We start from the raw sequence: 16,494 nt of genomic DNA on the forward strand, positions 1-16,494 counted from the left end.
TATTATGAAAGTCCTTCCTCTTTTGGTTTTGGTATTTCTTTAATTATAGTATTAGAGGATAAAGGTAATGGGAATTTTTCGAGTGAAATGGAAAGAGATGTATTTTGAGAAATCCAACCTGAATAAGGGAATGACCAATATTCACCATCTTTTCGAATGATAACAAATTCTAGATACCAGCCGGGATTCGTTCCAGTATTATCATGTGAAACGTTAATTGTATTAATGTTACCTAAATCATTGGCAGGGTGAAGTGAAAAACTAGTATAACTCCCTGATTCAAAACAGTTACCATTGGTATCAGAAATTTCAAAACGATGTGGTTTATTTTGTTCGTCCTGTATGACAAGAGTTACAGTAGCATCAGTACCAGAATCTTTTACTGTACCGGTTTTAAAATCAACATAATATCCCATTATTATCATTTCCTCCAATACATAAATGTTATAATTTTAGTATGTACTTTTTTTAAAGTATATATACAAATGTTCCCCTTGGTTTATGAGGGTTTGTCAGGTGTAACACTATATTAAGGCCTCCTCACAAGTTTAATGAACTTGTGAGAGGCCCCTTTTTTATTTTTATCATTTATTTTCAAGGCAAAAGCGTTATAAGGCATGCTATGGGGGCGCATATCATTGTGATACAGTTAAAGATTATATATAAGGGAGTATTAGTAATTTTAATAAGTGCCTGTTTTTTATTGTTTAATGGATGGTATTTTCATAAATGTATTATTGATCCGCATTACTACCAATTAACAGATTTTTCGGAAGAAGATATTCAAATTTTTGAGCATTTTTATAATATTGATCTACCTTCAAACACGAAGCTTATTAAAGCAGAGCAATTTGAAACTGGGGTAGGTAATTATTCTGCGATTTTGTACGTAGCATTACCTGCCAAAAAGGTAAAGCCTTTAGTTTCTGACTATTCTTATATGCCTATCTTTTATAACAATAGGTATACAGTATTTTATGGTGTTAATATTACAAACAGCAATAAGGAAACAGCACAAATTACATTTGGAGCAGACGATAGTTCGCTGAATGGTTCTTTATGGAGTAAGCAAGTAAGGAATCTCTTAGAATCGAAAGGGAAGTATATTGGCGTTTCAGATGAAACTTATGTTATTTCTGCGTTTATAATTAACATCATTTTTATTGCATTACTTGTTTGGATTTTGAAAAAGAGCAGAAGAACTAGAGTTTGAATTAAGAAATATTTGAACTCACCAGCATAATGTTGATTAGGAATACTTAAGGGTATATCGGACAGAAAGAGTTTTCATTGCACAGATCTTTATTAAATAATAACACTAAGCCAATTTTAAATGCAGTTCAAGGGTATTAGAATAGTCTTGTTTAATAGTATGGAAGGAAAGAGAAAGGGGGGAAACATGAGGAAATATTTAGGGATAGTGTCACTTATCATGCTGTTATTCACATTGTGTTTTCTACCCCATATTCATTGGGCGCTTGGAAGGGCACCTTGGCAAAGGTTTTATAGATCTGATACTTCAAATTTTAAGCTTCATTTCACAAGAACCTTAAATTTGCATTATTATTAATAAATTTCTATCATACTTATTCACTTCTTAGAAGAAAGATATGGAAAAGCCTCTGTTTTTTTTAGGAAAATATGTTATTATAATTGTGGATTTAAAATATTAAAAAGAAAAGAGGAATTCTAAAGATGAAAAAGTTAGTAATGACCCTGTTTACAGCAGTGCTTTTGGGTGTTGCCATTTTCGCAGGCGGGTCAGAAGCCTTAGCTATGGATTCGAAAGGTACAATCAAATTTAAAACAGATGCTAATACATATACGAAAAGTGCCACTTCCATTGTGGTTACGGGTACTTTGGCTAGGGACTTAGAGAATGGCTTTTCAGTAATTATATTAAATAATAAAGGTAAAGTATTTGCCAGAAAAGATATTTCGCATAGTATTGGTTCACGTAATTTTCGTGTGAGTTTTTCAACGAAAAATCTTCCTGCAGGTAAGTATGATGTGCAAGTTGGACAGGATTGGGGAGGAAGATATTGGTCAGGTGAACTAAAACATTATATTACAGTACAGCATTAATACGGCTGTATAAGTATTAACCTCTTGTTGTTAAAAAGTTTAACTTTAGAAATTTGTTTTCTGTGAAATATTAATTTTTCAATCAAGGTATCTTAATCAATTTACTGTATTGATTAAGATACCTTTTTATCTTTAAAAACAACAAGGTCATGAGTGTTTTTCAAAGCTCGTACCGCTAGCCGCAATGTAGTTGTCTTTTAAATGAGAATATCCATTTGCCCCACCTCACCCCGAATCCCAATCCCAGGCTCCCACGAATCAATCAGACGAATGGCTTTCTGATTCGATTCTATTGCTTTCGTTTTCTCTCCTTTTCGGTACAACAGCTGTGCCATTCCGTAATGATAGTAGATCAATTCAACTTGATTGGCGTTGTGTTTGTCATAGAGCATCTGTTTAAAGGCTTTTTCCGCTTTTTCGAGTTGATCACACTTGACGTAAGCCATGCCCAGGTTAAAATAGGCTTCTATCGTTTTTTCGCCGCCGTATGCGGCGCTGGTTGTGTTTGCCGCTTCGTATAATGTGATGGCTTCTTCATAGTGAGAGCGGGCGAAACTCAGGTCGCCGCGGACCAGAAGAACCCTGTGCCGGATAATGGGCGAGACGGGCTGATCTTTGATGCCGTCCAGCATTGCTGCCGCTTTGTCCGGTTCTCCGGTTTTTAACAGCAGCCTCGATTGCAGGGCAGTTCCCCATACTTTTAAGTCATCGTGATCCGGCGCGCCTGATTGTTCGAGTATCTTCAGGCCGGCTTCTATTTGCCTGAGAGCTCCGTCTGAATCGTTGACTTCCATCAGCGCCCAGCCTGCCGTGTCGATCCTGAAGTAGGCTTCCCGTGTGTGTTCGCCTGATTGATGGGCGGCATCGGCGGCTTTTAATCCGTATTCGATTCGCAGGGGCAGGCTGATTCTGCTTAGAAAATGGCTGATACGGATGATGAGCTCGATTAGAATTTCATGTTGTCCGGTTATGCTCGACCATTCGATGACCTTTAGGATATTCGGCCATTCTTTTTTCATTAGCTCTAAATTCCGTCCCAGCAGATAGCTCCAATAGATGGAATTCGGCTGTTCCCGTTTTATATGGGTTTCCGCATAATCCATATAATAATGCGCCCAGCGGCTTCGGGCTTCTTTTGCAAAATCATGATTTTCGGATAAGTGCTGTTCTCCGTAAGCGACAACGGTTTGATGGGCTGCGTATTGAATTCTTCCTTCGCTTCGTTCCGGCTGTATTAAAGCATATGATCGCATTTGCTCAATCGCGTAATGAAAACGGCGGGCGTCTAATCCGGCCGCTTGAGCCAAGCTTTTTTCGTCAGGGGGCTTAGCGAAAAAGCAAAGCGTCTGCCATAGTTTCCGTGTGTCTTCATGACATCTGTCCCATGTGCGGCCAAAGAGAACCTCAAACAATTCCAATAATGAGTAACCCGCTTGTTTAAGCTCTTGAATGAGCTGGGGAGCGGGGATGTCGTCGTCTGACATGTATGCAATGCTGAGTGCCATGGCCTTCGGGTTGCCGGCGGCTGCCGAGACAAATTCATTCTTAAGGTCAGGCGATAGCTGCAACAGCTGCTCCAGCTTTTCCCGTTTATGCGGGAGATTGCATGTTTGCAGACAGCGGTGCACTTCTTGATGGAAAAAATCAAGGGCATCCGTTTGTTCAAGACCGCTCAGCTGGATGGCCGCCAGTTCTCCGAGGCCGTCCCGGTATGTCTGTTTTACGTTTTCCCGTGCCGTAAGGAGGACTTTTACGCCTTGCGGAAGGCCGATGATAAATTCGTGAATGTCACGTTCCGCTGTATCAATGCCGTCAACGATCAGCAGCACGGGTTTTTCATTTGAATGAGCGGCTAATGCATTGCGGACGACGAACCTTTTTTCGTTGATGGATTTGTCGATTTGTTCGGTGCGTCCGAGCTGGTAGGCAATCGTGTTTAAAAAATCGCTGAAGCTTAATCCTTTCCAGTCAGCGCTGATCCAGATGATGCTGTTGAATGCCGGCCAATTTGGTGAACCGCCGGCACAAAGGCAGGCTGCTTCAAGAGCGATCGTTGTTTTTCCCATGCCGGCCCAGCCTGTGATTAAACAGACAGGTGACGGAGAAAGCATCCATTGCCGGATCGCTTCTATATCAAAGCCGCGGCCGATAAAGTTCCCGGTCCGGCGTGACGGTAAGTTATGCGTGACGGACTGTTCTGTAAGCGCATTCGTTTCATGGCTTGGTCTGTCATGAAACAGCCGCTTCACTGCTTTTTCAACATCTTCATCAGTCGGCGCTCCGAATGATCCGTCTTTCCGGCGTATTTTTGCTTTTTTTAGACAAGACGCCGTCCAAACGGGCAATGCGGGTTTGATGACGGGAATGGTGGTGGTTTCCAGGAGGCCGGTCAGCCATTCAGGATCCATGTCGGTCTTTTCTATAATAATCCAGATCATGCCGAACAGCTTACCGTCGTCAATTCGTCCGGGAATGTAGTTTGCGCCCATCTGTCCGATCCAGCTTTTGATCGTGTTAGAGGATACGCCTAATCGGAGTGCAATTTTGTCTATATAAGACTGTCCTGTTTTTACGTTCTTTGTCCTTTTGATTTTGTAATCAGGATGAAGTTTCAGTGATTTGACGGCAGGCGCCAGCAGTTCTGCAAATTGTGTCCGGTTTTCAAGTTCAGCCATTAGCCTGCACCTCCTATTAGTACTATTTTATCAATTCAGTGTTTTTTGTATATGAAAAAATAAAAAGTACAGTGCCGCTGTCCTTTTATACAGCAGGAAAGGCTTTTGCACGTCTTGAAAAGCAGATAAAATGGAGGCAGTAACAGAGAAAACAAAAATGTATGCACTTACATTTCAGAGCAGAGAAAGGATTTTGCCAAATGACTCACACAGTGCCTCAAAACATGAAAGCGGCGGTTATGCATAACACGAGAGAAATCAAAATCGAAACATTGCCCGTGCCTGAGATCAATCAGGATGAAGTATTGATAAAGGTGATGGCTGTCGGAATTTGCGGATCTGATCTGCATTACTATACAAATGGCAGAATCGGCAATTATGTAGTGGAAAAACCATTTATCCTCGGTCATGAATGCGCGGGAGAAATTGCCGCCGTCGGATCGTCTGTCGATCAATTTAACATAGGAGACCGGGTCGCTGTCGAACCGGGTGTCACATGCGGACGCTGTGAGGCGTGCAAGGAGGGGCGTTATAACCTTTGTCCGGATGTACAGTTTTTGGCGACGCCGCCGGTAGACGGCGCGTTTGTCCAATATATCAAAATGCGTCAGGACTTTGTTTTTTCGATTCCGGATTCACTTTCCTATGAAGATGCGGCTTTGATTGAACCGTTTTCTGTCGGCATTCATGCAGCCGCGAGAACGAAGCTTCAGCCCGGATCAACAATTGCGATTATGGGAATGGGGCCTGTTGGATTAATGGCTGTTGCGGCAGCGAAAGCATACGGGGCAGGCACAATTATCGTGACTGACTTAGAGCCGCTGCGCTTAGAAGCTGCGAAAAAAATGGGTGCGACTCATGTCATCAATATTCGTGCACAGGATGCCCTTGAAGAGATTAAAACGATCACAAATGGAAGAGGAGTTGATGCTGCCTGGGAAACAGCGGGGAATCCGGCGGCATTGCAATCCGCACTGGCTTCCGTGCGCCGGGGCGGAAAACTGGCGATTGTCGGTTTGCCTTCTCAGAACGAGATTCCGCTCAATGTGCCGTTTATTGCAGATAACGAGATTGATATATACGGAATCTTCCGTTATGCGAATACGTATCCGAAGGGAATTGAATTTCTTGCTTCCGGCATTGTGGACACGAAGCACCTTGTAACGGACCAATATCCGCTTGAGAAGACGCAGGAGGCGATGGAACGCGCCTTTCAATACAAAAATGAATGCTTAAAAGTGATGGTATATCCAAATCGCTGATTGAACAGGGAGGATCTTTGCATTCTCCCTCTTGCTTATCAAAAAATGAAAACGGATTCTTGGGGTGGGATATGATGATTGAAACAGAAAAAGCAGCGGCAATAAAGACAAAACATCGCGGCCTGTCCTGGATGGAACGGATCGGATACGGGTTCGGCGATATGTCGTACAATGTGATCTTTCAGTTTGTAAACGCATACTTATTATTCTACTATACAGACGTCGGCGGCATTAAGCCTGCGGTTATTGCAGCTTTGTTTCTGATCGTAAGGGTGCTCGACGCTATTTTTGATCCGATTATGGGCGTGATTTTAGACAAGACGAATACTAGATGGGGAAAGGCAAGGCCGTATCTGCTGTGGGTGGCGTTTCCTTTTGCGCTATTTACGTTCTTATGCTTCACGACCCCTCATTTCGGCGAGACGGGAAATATGGTATACGCGTATATCACCTATATTCTGCTTGGGATGTCCTTCAGCATGCAGACGATTCCGGTCAACAGCTTAACGGGGCGGATGACGAATTCCGTGGAGGAACGGACGGTTCTGACGACGACACGGATGATTTTGGTTTATATCGGAATTCTGTTATCGATTTCCTGTGCGGCACCGCTTGCGGACGCCATCGGCGGGGAAAACCAGGCGTTTGGTTTCCAGATGACGGCGCTTATTTATGCGGCGGTGAGCATCGCGTTGAATCTGTTCAGTTTCTTTACTGTTCGTGAGCGGGTTCAGCCTGAAAAAAGAAAAAAACAAGGAATGAAAAAAACGTTATCTGTTTTGTTCAGTAATAAGCCTTTGCTTATTTTGGTCTCTTCATTTTTAGCGTTTGCGATCGGGTTTAACATTAAGCTCAGCACGATGGTGTACTATTTTACGTATAACGTCAGCCATAAGGAATTTGTGTTTTTAGGAACCGTATTGTTTTTCGGAGCGGCGCTGATCAGCAATCTGTTTATTCCTTTCTTTGCTGAGAAGCGGGGCCGGAAGCAGGTCATGATCATTACGGCGGCGCTATCGCTGATTTCTTATGCGGGCCTTCAGTTTACATCGTATTCCTCGATTCCGCTTATTTTCTTTTGGCTTTTCGTTTCTGGATTTTTCACGACGCCTTTGAATACCCTTGCTTGGGGAATGGTTGCCGATTGTGTCGATTATGCGGAATGGAAAACCGGGGTCCGGGCTGATGGTGTGGTGATATCGAGCATGAGTTTTATCAATAAGCTCGGAGTTGCGTTAGCCGGGTCATTTTCGGCCATTTATCTCGGAATCGCCGGGTATGCCGCGAATACCGAACAGGCGGCATCGTCATTGAATGCGATTAAAAATATGAATGCGCTCATTCCGGGATTGTTCATTCTGCTGTCCATTATTCTTATTTCTTTTTATCCTTTAACTGAAAAAAAATATCAGCAGATGATGTCTGATCTGGAGCAAAGAGCTGCAAGATAAGTATATGTAAAATTTAAAATATTCAATGTAAACGGTTGTATTTATGACAGAAAGCACTATACTGAAACTATAATCGAGAATTGATAAATGAGTGTGATAATGTGGGAAGCCAATCTGTTATTTGTATTGGAGAATTATTAATTGATTTCTTTTGTACCGATGTGGATGTTGATTTGACGGAAGGGCGCAATTTCTTAAAAAGTGCCGGCGGGGCACCGGCGAATGTGTCGGCAGCGATTGCCAAACTGGGCGGAGACGCGGCTTTCAGCGGAAAAACAGGCAAGGATCCGTTCGGGTATTTTTTGAAGCAGACATTAGACGCCGTACACGTCGACACCTCTATGCTCGTCATGGATGAGAAAGCGCCTACAACGCTGGCGTTTGTTTCATTAAAACAAAATGGGGAGCGCGACTTTGTGTTTAACAGAGGAGCCGACGCTTTGTTGACGCTTGAGGATATTGATCAGGAAAAGGTAAACGATGCGAAAATCCTTCATTTCGGCTCAGCGACGGCACTGTTATCAGATCCGTTTTGCTCAGCCTATTTACGGCTGATGTCGATTGCGAAAGACAATGGACAGTTTGTTTCCTTCGATCCTAACTACCGGGAGGATTTATGGAAGGGAAGAGTTTCAGAGTTTATAAACACCGCAAAAAAAGCAATTGCCGTAAGTGATTTTGTGAAAGTCAGTGATGAGGAGCTTGAGATCATCAGCGGTGCGAAGGATCATAAAGAAGGTGTTGCGATCCTTCACGAGATCGGGGCCGGCATTGTGGCGGTGACACTCGGAAAAAGCGGAACCCTTCTTTCAAATGGAAAGGACCTTGACATCATTCCGAGTATTCAGGTGACATCAATAGATTCAACGGGAGCGGGAGATGCGTTTGTCGGAGCGGCGCTGTATCAGCTGGCGCGCATTGATGAGATTCAGACGGCAGCCGCTGATTTTGCGAAGCTGCGTGATATTGTCTCATTTGCCAATAAGGCAGGGGCGCTCGTGTGCACCAAAATCGGTGCGATCGATGCTTTGCCGAGCTTAAAAGAGGTTGAAGTATCACTTTAAAATATGGAGGGTGTTTCTTGAAAGTCATCGGACTTCCGGGAAGCATCCTTTTTTATTTAGGACTGAAACCCTTTTCGATATACGGTATACTCTATAGAGATATCCAGTAAATTGAACCATTGTGAAGTACATACAATAACGTTTTTATCAGATCCCGAGTAAAACCAAGTTTCTGCTGCTGCCGTCATGTACAGGGTGACGGTCTTTAAATATTGGACTGCGGAGGAATATTCATGAAACAAATTTTTCTTATTGTGCAATGCGCGTTTTCTGTTTTTTGTTTTTTCTGTCTCGCTGCTGTGAATTGGTATCAGGGGAGTGAGCTTGTTACTGATTCGTTTGATTGGAATTATACGGCTAAATTTTCAAAGCTGCTGAATGGGACGGATACAATTACAAGGCCCGAGCAGATATCACAGCTGGATTTCTTTGTGTATTCTGCTAAGCATTATCCGTTAGTGAGCGGATTGATGATCGGGCTGTTTATTTATTTTTTGTTTTCACTGTATTTGGTTATGAAGAATATCCGCCGGCAAAAATGGGTTTAATAAGACTATTTTCATATAAAAATACATAAATTCATGAGAAAATGAAACTTTTTTCGAAAAAAATCAGTATATATAACTGTGAACTTGTTACTATTTAACTTTAGGAGGAAAATGAAAAATGAGTATTTTAGGAAGATTTAAAGACATTATGTCAAGCAATATCAATGCGTTGCTGGATAAAGCTGAAAACCCTGAGAAAATGGTTGATCAATATTTGCGGAATCTGAACAGTGATTTAGGAAAAGTGAAGGCGGAGACGGCTTCTGTCATGGCTGAGGAACAGCGGGCAAAAAGAGCGTTGACGGAATGTCAGGCCGATGCCGAAAAGATGGAAAGCTACGCGATGAAAGCTTTACAGGCAGGAAATGAAACCGATGCGCGGACATTTTTGGAAAGGAAAGCGGCTGTTGAATCAAGACTGACTGAGCTGCAAACGGCTTATCAGCTCGCTTCTTCCAACGCGTCTCAAATGCGCAAGATGCATGACAAGCTTGTTGCTGATATCGGTGAGCTTGAGTCGCGGCGAAATGCCATCAAAGCGAAGTGGTCTGTGGCGAAAACACAGGAAAGAATGAATAAACTGGGGTCCTCTGTGTCAAATGCGGGCCAATCGCTGACCGCTTTCGGCAGAATGGAAGACAAGGTCAACCGGGCGCTTGATCATGCCAATGCGATGGCTGAGCTGAACGCGTCTCCGAAAGACGATATTGACGAGCTGACAGCTAAATATGACAGCAATCAAAGCAGTGTTGATGATGAACTGGCGGCGCTCAAGCAGAAAATGCTTTTCAGTAAAGACCAATAGAAAGCGGGCTCCAGCTTTGTCCGATATAAAGAGAAAGTGAGAGAAACAGAATGATCATTTCTTATAAATGCCCGAACTGCGGAGATGATATGGTCTTTGACAGTTCATCCGGCATGCTGACATGTCACAGCTGCGGGCGGCAGGATCAGATTGAAAGCCTGCCAAAGGAGTATATTACGACGAGATTTTCCGAAAATGAGGCGAACGAGTACCGCTGTGAGAACTGCGGCGCGGTTCTGATGACTGAGGCGGAAACGACGGCCACGACGTGCGGATTTTGCGGAGGAGCCGCCGTTCTCGCCGACCGGTTATCGGGAAATCTCGCGCCTTCCATGGTGATTCCTTTTACGATCAGTAAAGAAGAGGCCATGAGCGCTTTTAAAAAGTGGTGCCGAAACGGCCGGCTGACACCGAGGGGATTTATGACTGCCGATCGGGTGAAGAGCATAACCGGTATGTATGTGCCGTTTTGGATGTTTGACTTAAACAGCAAGGTTCAGGTCAATGCCGTTTGTACGAGAGTGCATCATTATGATGATGGAGAATACCGGGTGACGGAGACCGAATATTACAACGCGTATCGTGATATCAATCTCGATTATCTCAAAATTCCGGTCGACGCTTCAGAAAAAATGAATGATGAATTAATGGACAAATTGGAGCCTTACGCTTACAGTGAGCTGAAGGAGTTTAATACGGCTTATTTAGCTGGCTATATAGCGGAAAAGTACAATTATACCGATGACGATCTCTTTCCGCGGGCGAAGGATAAAATCAGCCATTATATTGATTCTTATATCAGATCCACCTTCTCCGGCTATACGACGGCTGACATAACGGATGAACAGATTCAGACGGATAAGATCAGCAGCTTTTACGTGCTGCTTCCGGTCTGGATGGTCAGCTACGATTATGAGCGGACTGAGCACATTTTTGCGATGAACGGGCAGACGGGCAAGGTTGTCGGCAAACCGCCGATCAGTGCCGGAAAAGTGGCTGCGTGGTTCGGCGGCATTACTGCCGGTGCGTTTTTAGCATTAAGACTCGTCTCACTTATGATAGGAGGCGGTTTTTGATGAGAGGATCAATAAAAAAAGCGTGTCTCTTGTGCTTCGTCCTTTTTCTGATGCTGTCTTTTTCTTTACATACAACAGCGTCTGCTGCGGAACAGAAGCAATATGTTTATGACAATGCTCATTTATTAACGAAGGATGAAACGAAGAAACTTGAGGAATTGGCGGGGAAGCTCGGGGCAAAGCGCCATACCGATTTTATCATTCTTACCGCAAACGGAACGGGCGGTAAGGACATCGAGCAGTATGCCGGTGATTTTTATGACAGTCATTTTAGCGGAAGCACGGCGATATTGACCATTGATATGAAGGATCGGGAAGTATTTATCTCCGGGTATAAAAAGGCTGAGACGTATTTGAACAGCAGCCGGCTGAATACGATCAGGAATACGATTTCGTCAGACATTTCCGCAGGTCATTATGAAAAGGCATTTAAGACCTACATTAAAATGTCTTATAAAGATATGGGGAAAAGCCCGGACAGCAAGTCTGACAATCTGCTGCTCACATGGTGGTTTCAGCTGATTATCGCCGCAGCCGCAGCCGGTATCGCCGTCACCGTGATGGTGTACAATTCCGGCGGCAGGGTCACCGTCACCGGAAGCACGTATATGGATCACGATACGTCTGAAGTGCTGGACCAGCACGACACATATATCCGAACGGACGTGACAAGGGAAAGAAAGCCTGACAAAGATAATGACAATGACGGCGGAGTCACGAGGGGCGGCACGTCTTACAGCGGAAGCAAGGGAAGCTTTTAAATTTAACGTAAAGGATTTGAACATACATGGGCTTTTTCAGAAATCAGTTAGCAAATGTGGTGGAATGGGAAGAATTCAGAGACGACATGGTTTTCTATAAATGGAACAACCGTGAAATTAAAAAAGGCAGCCGTCTGATCATCCGGCCGGGACAGGATGCCATCTTTTTATACAACGGGAAGATTGAAGGGATTTTCCGTGATGACGGCGATTATGATATCGAATCAGAAATCATTCCGTTTCTATCGACATTAAAAGGATTTAAGTTTGGCTTTAACAGCGGCATGCGGGCTGAAGTGCTGTTTGTGAATACGAAGGAGTTCACCGTGAAGTGGGGCACGAAAAACGCCATTAACATTCCGGCGGCGGGAATGCCTGGCGGTATGCCCATCCGCGCAAACGGCACATTTAACTTCAAGGTCATTGACTACATCGGATTGATTGATAAGATTGCGGGTGTCAAGGACAGCTATTTAGTGGATGACATTAAAATCCGGATTACGTCTATTCTCGACCAGCTTTTGATGAAATGGATCACAAAAGAAGGAAAAGACATGTTCAATCTGCAGTCGAATTCATTTGAAATCGGAAAAGGGATTCAAGAAGATCTTGATATGCAGCTGATCGGAGACGGGATGTCGATTACGGGCTTCAATATTATGAGCTTTAACTATCCGCAGGAAGTTCAGGATATGATTACGAAAAACGCTTCTTACGGTATGGTGGGCGATGTGAACCGCTATCAGCAGATTTCCATGACGGACGGAATGTCATCCGGCAAAATGAGCGGAAGCGGTGCTGCCTCTGACATGGCGGGCATGATGATGGGAATGAATATGGCCAATCAAATGATGAACCAAATGAATCAAAATCAGCAGAACCAGCCGCAGCAGAATCAAAGTCAGCAAAATCAGGGGACGGCGCAGGCAAACGGCTCAGAAGGGGCGGCTAAGCCGAAATTTTGTCCGAACTGCGGAACGAAAACGGAAGGCGCGAATTTTTGCCCGAATTGCGGACAGAAGCTTGCCTGACATATACGAAAAAGAGGCCTTTTTTGGCCTCTTTTTTTGTCATGATTTCATTGTTTGGACGATGAGGGATGTCAGCGCTTTTGATCCCTCAGGTATGAGATGGACGCCGTCCGGTGTGAAGTATTCAGGGTGCTGCAATGCTTTTGCGTGCCAATCGACAAGGGTCACATTTTTGCGTGACTCGGCCTGCTGGCGCAATGATTCGTTTACTTTGCTTTCCCACTGCCGCGGTACACGCGTGTTGACAAGATAGATATCGGCTTTTGAGAAGGAGCTGATCAGTGATTCAATTTGGCTGTTTGTGAAATAGCCGTTCGTCCCTAACTCGATGATGACCGCTTTATTCGGCTGATTAAATGACGCATATTCCGAAGTGAGCCGGAGTGCTTGAGAGACTTGTCTTCCTACCTTTCCGTCGATGGTGACATGAGGAAGGGACTGCCGCAGGTATGACGCAATGTCCAGCATCACCGAGTCACCGATGGCCAGCACGTCTTGCTGAGGCTGTGCTTGTTTTGGGTCAGCCGTTTTTTGAGATGACTGTTCCTTTTTGTCTTTCGTCTTCTTCGTATCTGATTTGCCTGTTGGTTTTTTCTTGTTGTTGTCTGATGCGGTATCCGTTTTTTCGCCGCCGTGTTTTTTCTTGCTGTCCTCTTCTTTAGCAGGCTGATCGTGATCGGCCGTTTTGTGCGAAGAGGCGGCTGTTTCTTGCTGCTCGCTTTGCGCGTACGTCCATTGCGGCTGTTTTTTCTCTTCGGCTATCCCTGACAGCCCGCCCGCAAATACGAGAATGGCGGCAAGAATGAGGCCGAGCGACATTCTGCTGATGACAGAGGACGTCTTCCATTCCAAAAAGCGGTTCAGAAACACGCGGCGTAAAAATGGCCGGAAGCCTGCAGAGCGGATCGGCTTCTCAATGAAATGATAAGAAAGCTCGGCCAAAATGAAAGTGGCGCCGATTCTGACGGCGCAATGCCAATAAACCGGATTTCCGATTTCCTGCACCGGGGTGCTCAGCACGATAACCGGGTAATGCCAAAGATAGATTCCGTATGATCTCGTTCCGATCCAGCGAAGCGGCTTCCATGAAAGGACATATCCTATAAAGCTGCTCGGATGGCATATACATGCGACAAGAACCGCTGCGGTGATGCTGATCAAAAGCATGCCGCCTTTGTACAGGAAGGGTTCATATTCATCCGTGTAAAAGACGCAAAGCACCAGTGCGGCAAAGGCGGCAAGCTCTGCCCCGTGAAGCAGATGTTTCATGCTGCTCGGCAGCCGTTTGGAAGATAATCGTTTCATCGGCCATACTAAAGCTAAAGCGCAGCCGATCAGCAATTCAAATGAACGGGTGTCCGTCCCGTAATAAACGCGGCTCGGATCTCCGCCGGGCACATACATCATACTCATTACGACTGCTGAGCATAAGGCGAGGAACATGACCGCGGCTGCAAGCCGGGCCCGTGTTTTACATATGTACATTCCCGCAAGCAGCAAAAAGGGCCATAAGATATAAAACTGTTCTTCAATCGCCAGCGACCACAGGTTTTTTAATGGCGAAGGGGAGCCGAAGCTGTCGAAATAAGAAAGTTTATGAAAGATAAACCACCAATTGCTTATGTAAAAAAGTGAGGAGACCGCATCTCCTCGTACGGTATGCAGGAGCTCGCTGTTAAACAGTACGACCCAAATGACTGTCGTGATAATCATGAGATAAGCCGCCGGCAGAAGCCGTCTGATCCGGCGCACCCAAAAATCACGCAAATCAAGGGTGATGTTATTGCCTTGGGCAGGCAATATAATGGATGTAATTAAATATCCCGATAAAACAAAAAAGATATCAACACCAATGAAACCGCCGTCTGCCCAATTAAAATTCAGGTGATAGGCGATCACGGCGAGGACGGCAAAGGCGCGAAGTCCATCCAGTCCGGGAATATAGCGGTGGTGCAGTGACTTGTCTGACATGGTATTCCTCCAATAATGTGTGCGGAAATTCTCGCTGTTTTGCGGTTGGCTATGGCAGATTTCTGTACAGTCTTCCATTTGTTCCGTTAAATAGACGCATTCCGAAGGGGATTTTGTTTCAGAAAAAATGAATGAAATGTTCTGATTCTCTTAAACTTTTCTGCCCCTGTCCGGCGTCTGTTATATGAAAGGGTTCCCTTGCGCAATGGCTGTTGCGGGAAAAAGAAAAAATCCATGATCTGCGGATATCATGGATTTTTTTCTTTTACCGGATGTAGCGGTCTCCGACAAGCAGTTTTGAGATGACAGAGGTCGGTATTGTAAACTCTGTAACGCCCATATATCCGGGTGCCGCTTCATATTCATCAAATGAGATGACAAGTTTGTGCTGATCTGTAATATAAAAGTTTTGGTCAGCGCGGATGGATTTGAAAGGCTCCGCCATATCATCATCTTCGACCCAGTAGATTTTATTCGGGTCTTCTTTCATCTGCTTTTTCATTTGTTCTTTAATATTTTGGCTGATGACTTTGATATAACGGTCATCTTTGAATAAACTCTTTAACGTAAGCACGGCCTCATTTTTTTTATCAATCGTGATGTATCGGCTTTGCGTATAAGCGGAAGCTTGTGTTTTTTCGATATCACGGCGGACTGAGATCAGATCCGCTGTATCAGTCACGGTTTCATAATCGCTGTAGATGCTGAGGTGGCCTTTTTTGCTTTTTGAGGTCGCCTTCATAAATTCCTGATACAGCTCTTTGCTTTCTTTCATATAATGCCGGTTGATGCTGTCTTCAAGTTTATGATTGGAAAGGCCGGACAGTGCGGGTGTTTTCACATCAATGTTTGATTGGTTCTTTTCTTCTTTCATCTCCACGAACGTGATGGCTTGGACGACTTTGCCGATGACGGGGATTTTGGACATGGCCTGTGCGGCATCCGGATTGATATTGACAACGGCGGTAAATAAGACGGCCGCAGCGACTGCCGCAGATGTCGGCCACATCACGATTCGTTTTTTCTTCGGTTTTGGCTGAAGGGCTTTTTCGACAATGCTGTCCAATTCCTTAGGAATGGGCACACTTTTGTACTCTTCCCTTAATTGCTCTAATCTCTTTTCCATTAAGAAAGATCCTCCTTCGTCAGCTGAATGCGCATAAGCTTCAGCCCCCTGTAAAGGCGAGTTTTAACAGTGTTGATGTTTTCCCCCGTGATGTCTGCGATTTCTTCTAATTTCAGGTCTTCAAAGAAACGCAGAATGATAATGGTTTTATATGGATGCGGCAGGTCATCAAGCGCTTCGTGAAGGTCTGTGTCTTTGTAGTGATCTTCCTTTCCGCGGCTTAAAAACTCGATCGTTTCATCGTCCATCACTTTAAGTTTTTTCTGTTTGCGGAGAAAATCAATGGCCGTGCGCACTAAAATTTTATAAAACCAGCTTTTGATTACATCGGGGTTTTTGACGGATTCGACCGATGTCAACGCTTTTTGAATTGATTCCTGAACAATATCTAACGCGTCATCCTTGTTCTTTACATAACTGTATGCAAGCCGGAAAAAGTCTTCTTTGCGCTCAGTTATGCACGTCACAAGCGACGCTTTGGCTGTTTCGTTCTTCATTGCTTCAAAGGGCTCCTTTTTAAAAAATACGTATCATAGGCTGCTGCCTAAGGATAGACGGGACAGGGTGAAAAATAGTTTGCGCAGAGCGGATCATTTTTAAAAGGAAAAGGAAGGGAAGAGGAAGAGACGAAAAAAAGAG

General features: G+C 44.4%; 15 protein-coding genes. 10 read left to right on the forward strand and 5 right to left on the reverse strand.

The features are described from left to right. Nucleotides 1–2 precede the first annotated feature (2 nt). Nucleotides 3–416, reverse strand: coding sequence for a PLAT/LH2 domain-containing protein (locus tag AADZ70_RS18050; RefSeq protein ID WP_016937060.1), 414 nt, complete (start codon nucleotides 414–416; stop codon nucleotides 3–5). 224 nt (nucleotides 417–640) lie between these two features. Between AADZ70_RS18050 and AADZ70_RS18055 the strand changes: the two genes are divergently transcribed. Continuing rightward, nucleotides 641–1,213: a hypothetical protein gene (locus tag AADZ70_RS18055; RefSeq protein WP_016937059.1), complete on the forward strand. Its 573-nt coding sequence runs from the start codon at nucleotides 641–643 to the stop codon at nucleotides 1,211–1,213. 482 nt (nucleotides 1,214–1,695) lie between these two features. After that, nucleotides 1,696–2,085 (forward strand): hypothetical protein, encoded by a 390-nt coding sequence (locus AADZ70_RS18060; protein WP_016937058.1) that lies wholly within the window; start codon nucleotides 1,696–1,698, stop codon nucleotides 2,083–2,085. Between the two features lie 197 nt (nucleotides 2,086–2,282). On the opposite strand, the gene AADZ70_RS18065 is transcribed toward AADZ70_RS18060, so the two are convergent. After that, nucleotides 2,283–4,760: an NB-ARC domain-containing protein gene (locus tag AADZ70_RS18065; protein WP_342007429.1), complete on the reverse strand. Its 2,478-nt coding sequence runs from the start codon at nucleotides 4,758–4,760 to the stop codon at nucleotides 2,283–2,285. Between the two features lie 200 nt (nucleotides 4,761–4,960). On the opposite strand from AADZ70_RS18065, the gene gutB reads away from it, so the two are divergent. The 8 genes from gutB to AADZ70_RS18105 all read left to right on the forward strand — a co-directional run bounded on the left by gutB (nucleotide 4,961) and on the right by AADZ70_RS18105 (nucleotide 12,758). Next, a complete protein-coding gene (gutB, locus tag AADZ70_RS18070) occupies nucleotides 4,961–6,022 on the forward strand; it encodes a sorbitol dehydrogenase (RefSeq protein ID WP_342007430.1) in 1,062 nt (353 codons plus the stop codon). Between the two features lie 74 nt (nucleotides 6,023–6,096). Beyond that, the gene (locus AADZ70_RS18075) at nucleotides 6,097–7,473 is read left to right on the forward strand and encodes an MFS transporter (protein ID WP_342007431.1); all 1,377 of its coding nucleotides are present in this window, start codon (nucleotides 6,097–6,099) and stop codon (nucleotides 7,471–7,473) included. A 101-nt stretch (nucleotides 7,474–7,574) separates the two neighbouring features. Beyond that, nucleotides 7,575–8,537: a carbohydrate kinase gene (locus AADZ70_RS18080; protein ID WP_342007432.1), complete on the forward strand. Its 963-nt coding sequence runs from the start codon at nucleotides 7,575–7,577 to the stop codon at nucleotides 8,535–8,537. 233 nt (nucleotides 8,538–8,770) lie between these two features. Next, nucleotides 8,771–9,085, forward strand: a complete 315-nt coding sequence (locus tag AADZ70_RS18085; protein ID WP_342007433.1) for a DUF4306 domain-containing protein — start codon at nucleotides 8,771–8,773, stop codon at nucleotides 9,083–9,085. 118 nt (nucleotides 9,086–9,203) lie between these two features. Then, on the forward strand, nucleotides 9,204–9,890 hold the full coding sequence (locus tag AADZ70_RS18090) for a PspA/IM30 family protein (RefSeq protein WP_016937052.1): 687 nt from the start codon (nucleotides 9,204–9,206) through the stop codon (nucleotides 9,888–9,890). A gap of 50 nt (nucleotides 9,891–9,940) precedes the next feature. Continuing rightward, nucleotides 9,941–10,966, forward strand: coding sequence for a TFIIB-type zinc ribbon-containing protein (locus tag AADZ70_RS18095; RefSeq protein WP_025649882.1), 1,026 nt, complete (start codon nucleotides 9,941–9,943; stop codon nucleotides 10,964–10,966). Next, complete coding sequence (locus tag AADZ70_RS18100; RefSeq protein WP_342007434.1) at nucleotides 10,966–11,727, forward strand: TPM domain-containing protein; 762 nt, start codon at nucleotides 10,966–10,968, stop codon at nucleotides 11,725–11,727. Before AADZ70_RS18095 ends, AADZ70_RS18100 begins: the two co-directional genes overlap by 1 nt. A 26-nt stretch (nucleotides 11,728–11,753) precedes the next feature. Beyond that, complete coding sequence (locus AADZ70_RS18105; protein WP_016937049.1) at nucleotides 11,754–12,758, forward strand: SPFH domain-containing protein; 1,005 nt, start codon at nucleotides 11,754–11,756, stop codon at nucleotides 12,756–12,758. A 39-nt stretch (nucleotides 12,759–12,797) separates the two neighbouring features. Here the strand turns inward: AADZ70_RS18105 and AADZ70_RS18110 are convergent, their stop codons facing one another. From AADZ70_RS18110 to AADZ70_RS18120, 3 genes are all read right to left on the reverse strand, one after another. Further along, nucleotides 12,798–14,729, reverse strand: coding sequence for an acyltransferase family protein (locus tag AADZ70_RS18110; RefSeq protein ID WP_045926859.1), 1,932 nt, complete (start codon nucleotides 14,727–14,729; stop codon nucleotides 12,798–12,800). Between the two features lie 265 nt (nucleotides 14,730–14,994). After that, nucleotides 14,995–15,855: an anti-sigma-V factor RsiV gene (gene rsiV, locus AADZ70_RS18115; RefSeq protein WP_045926858.1), complete on the reverse strand. Its 861-nt coding sequence runs from the start codon at nucleotides 15,853–15,855 to the stop codon at nucleotides 14,995–14,997. After that, entirely contained in the window at nucleotides 15,855–16,352 is a 498-nt protein-coding gene (locus AADZ70_RS18120) for an RNA polymerase sigma factor (RefSeq protein ID WP_342007435.1), read from the reverse strand. Before AADZ70_RS18120 ends, rsiV begins: the two co-directional genes overlap by 1 nt. Nucleotides 16,353–16,494 lie beyond the last annotated feature (142 nt).

This window comes from Bacillus sp. YBsi01, assembly GCF_038406745.1.
Lineage (GTDB): Bacteria > Bacillota > Bacilli > Bacillales > Bacillaceae > Bacillus > Bacillus siamensis.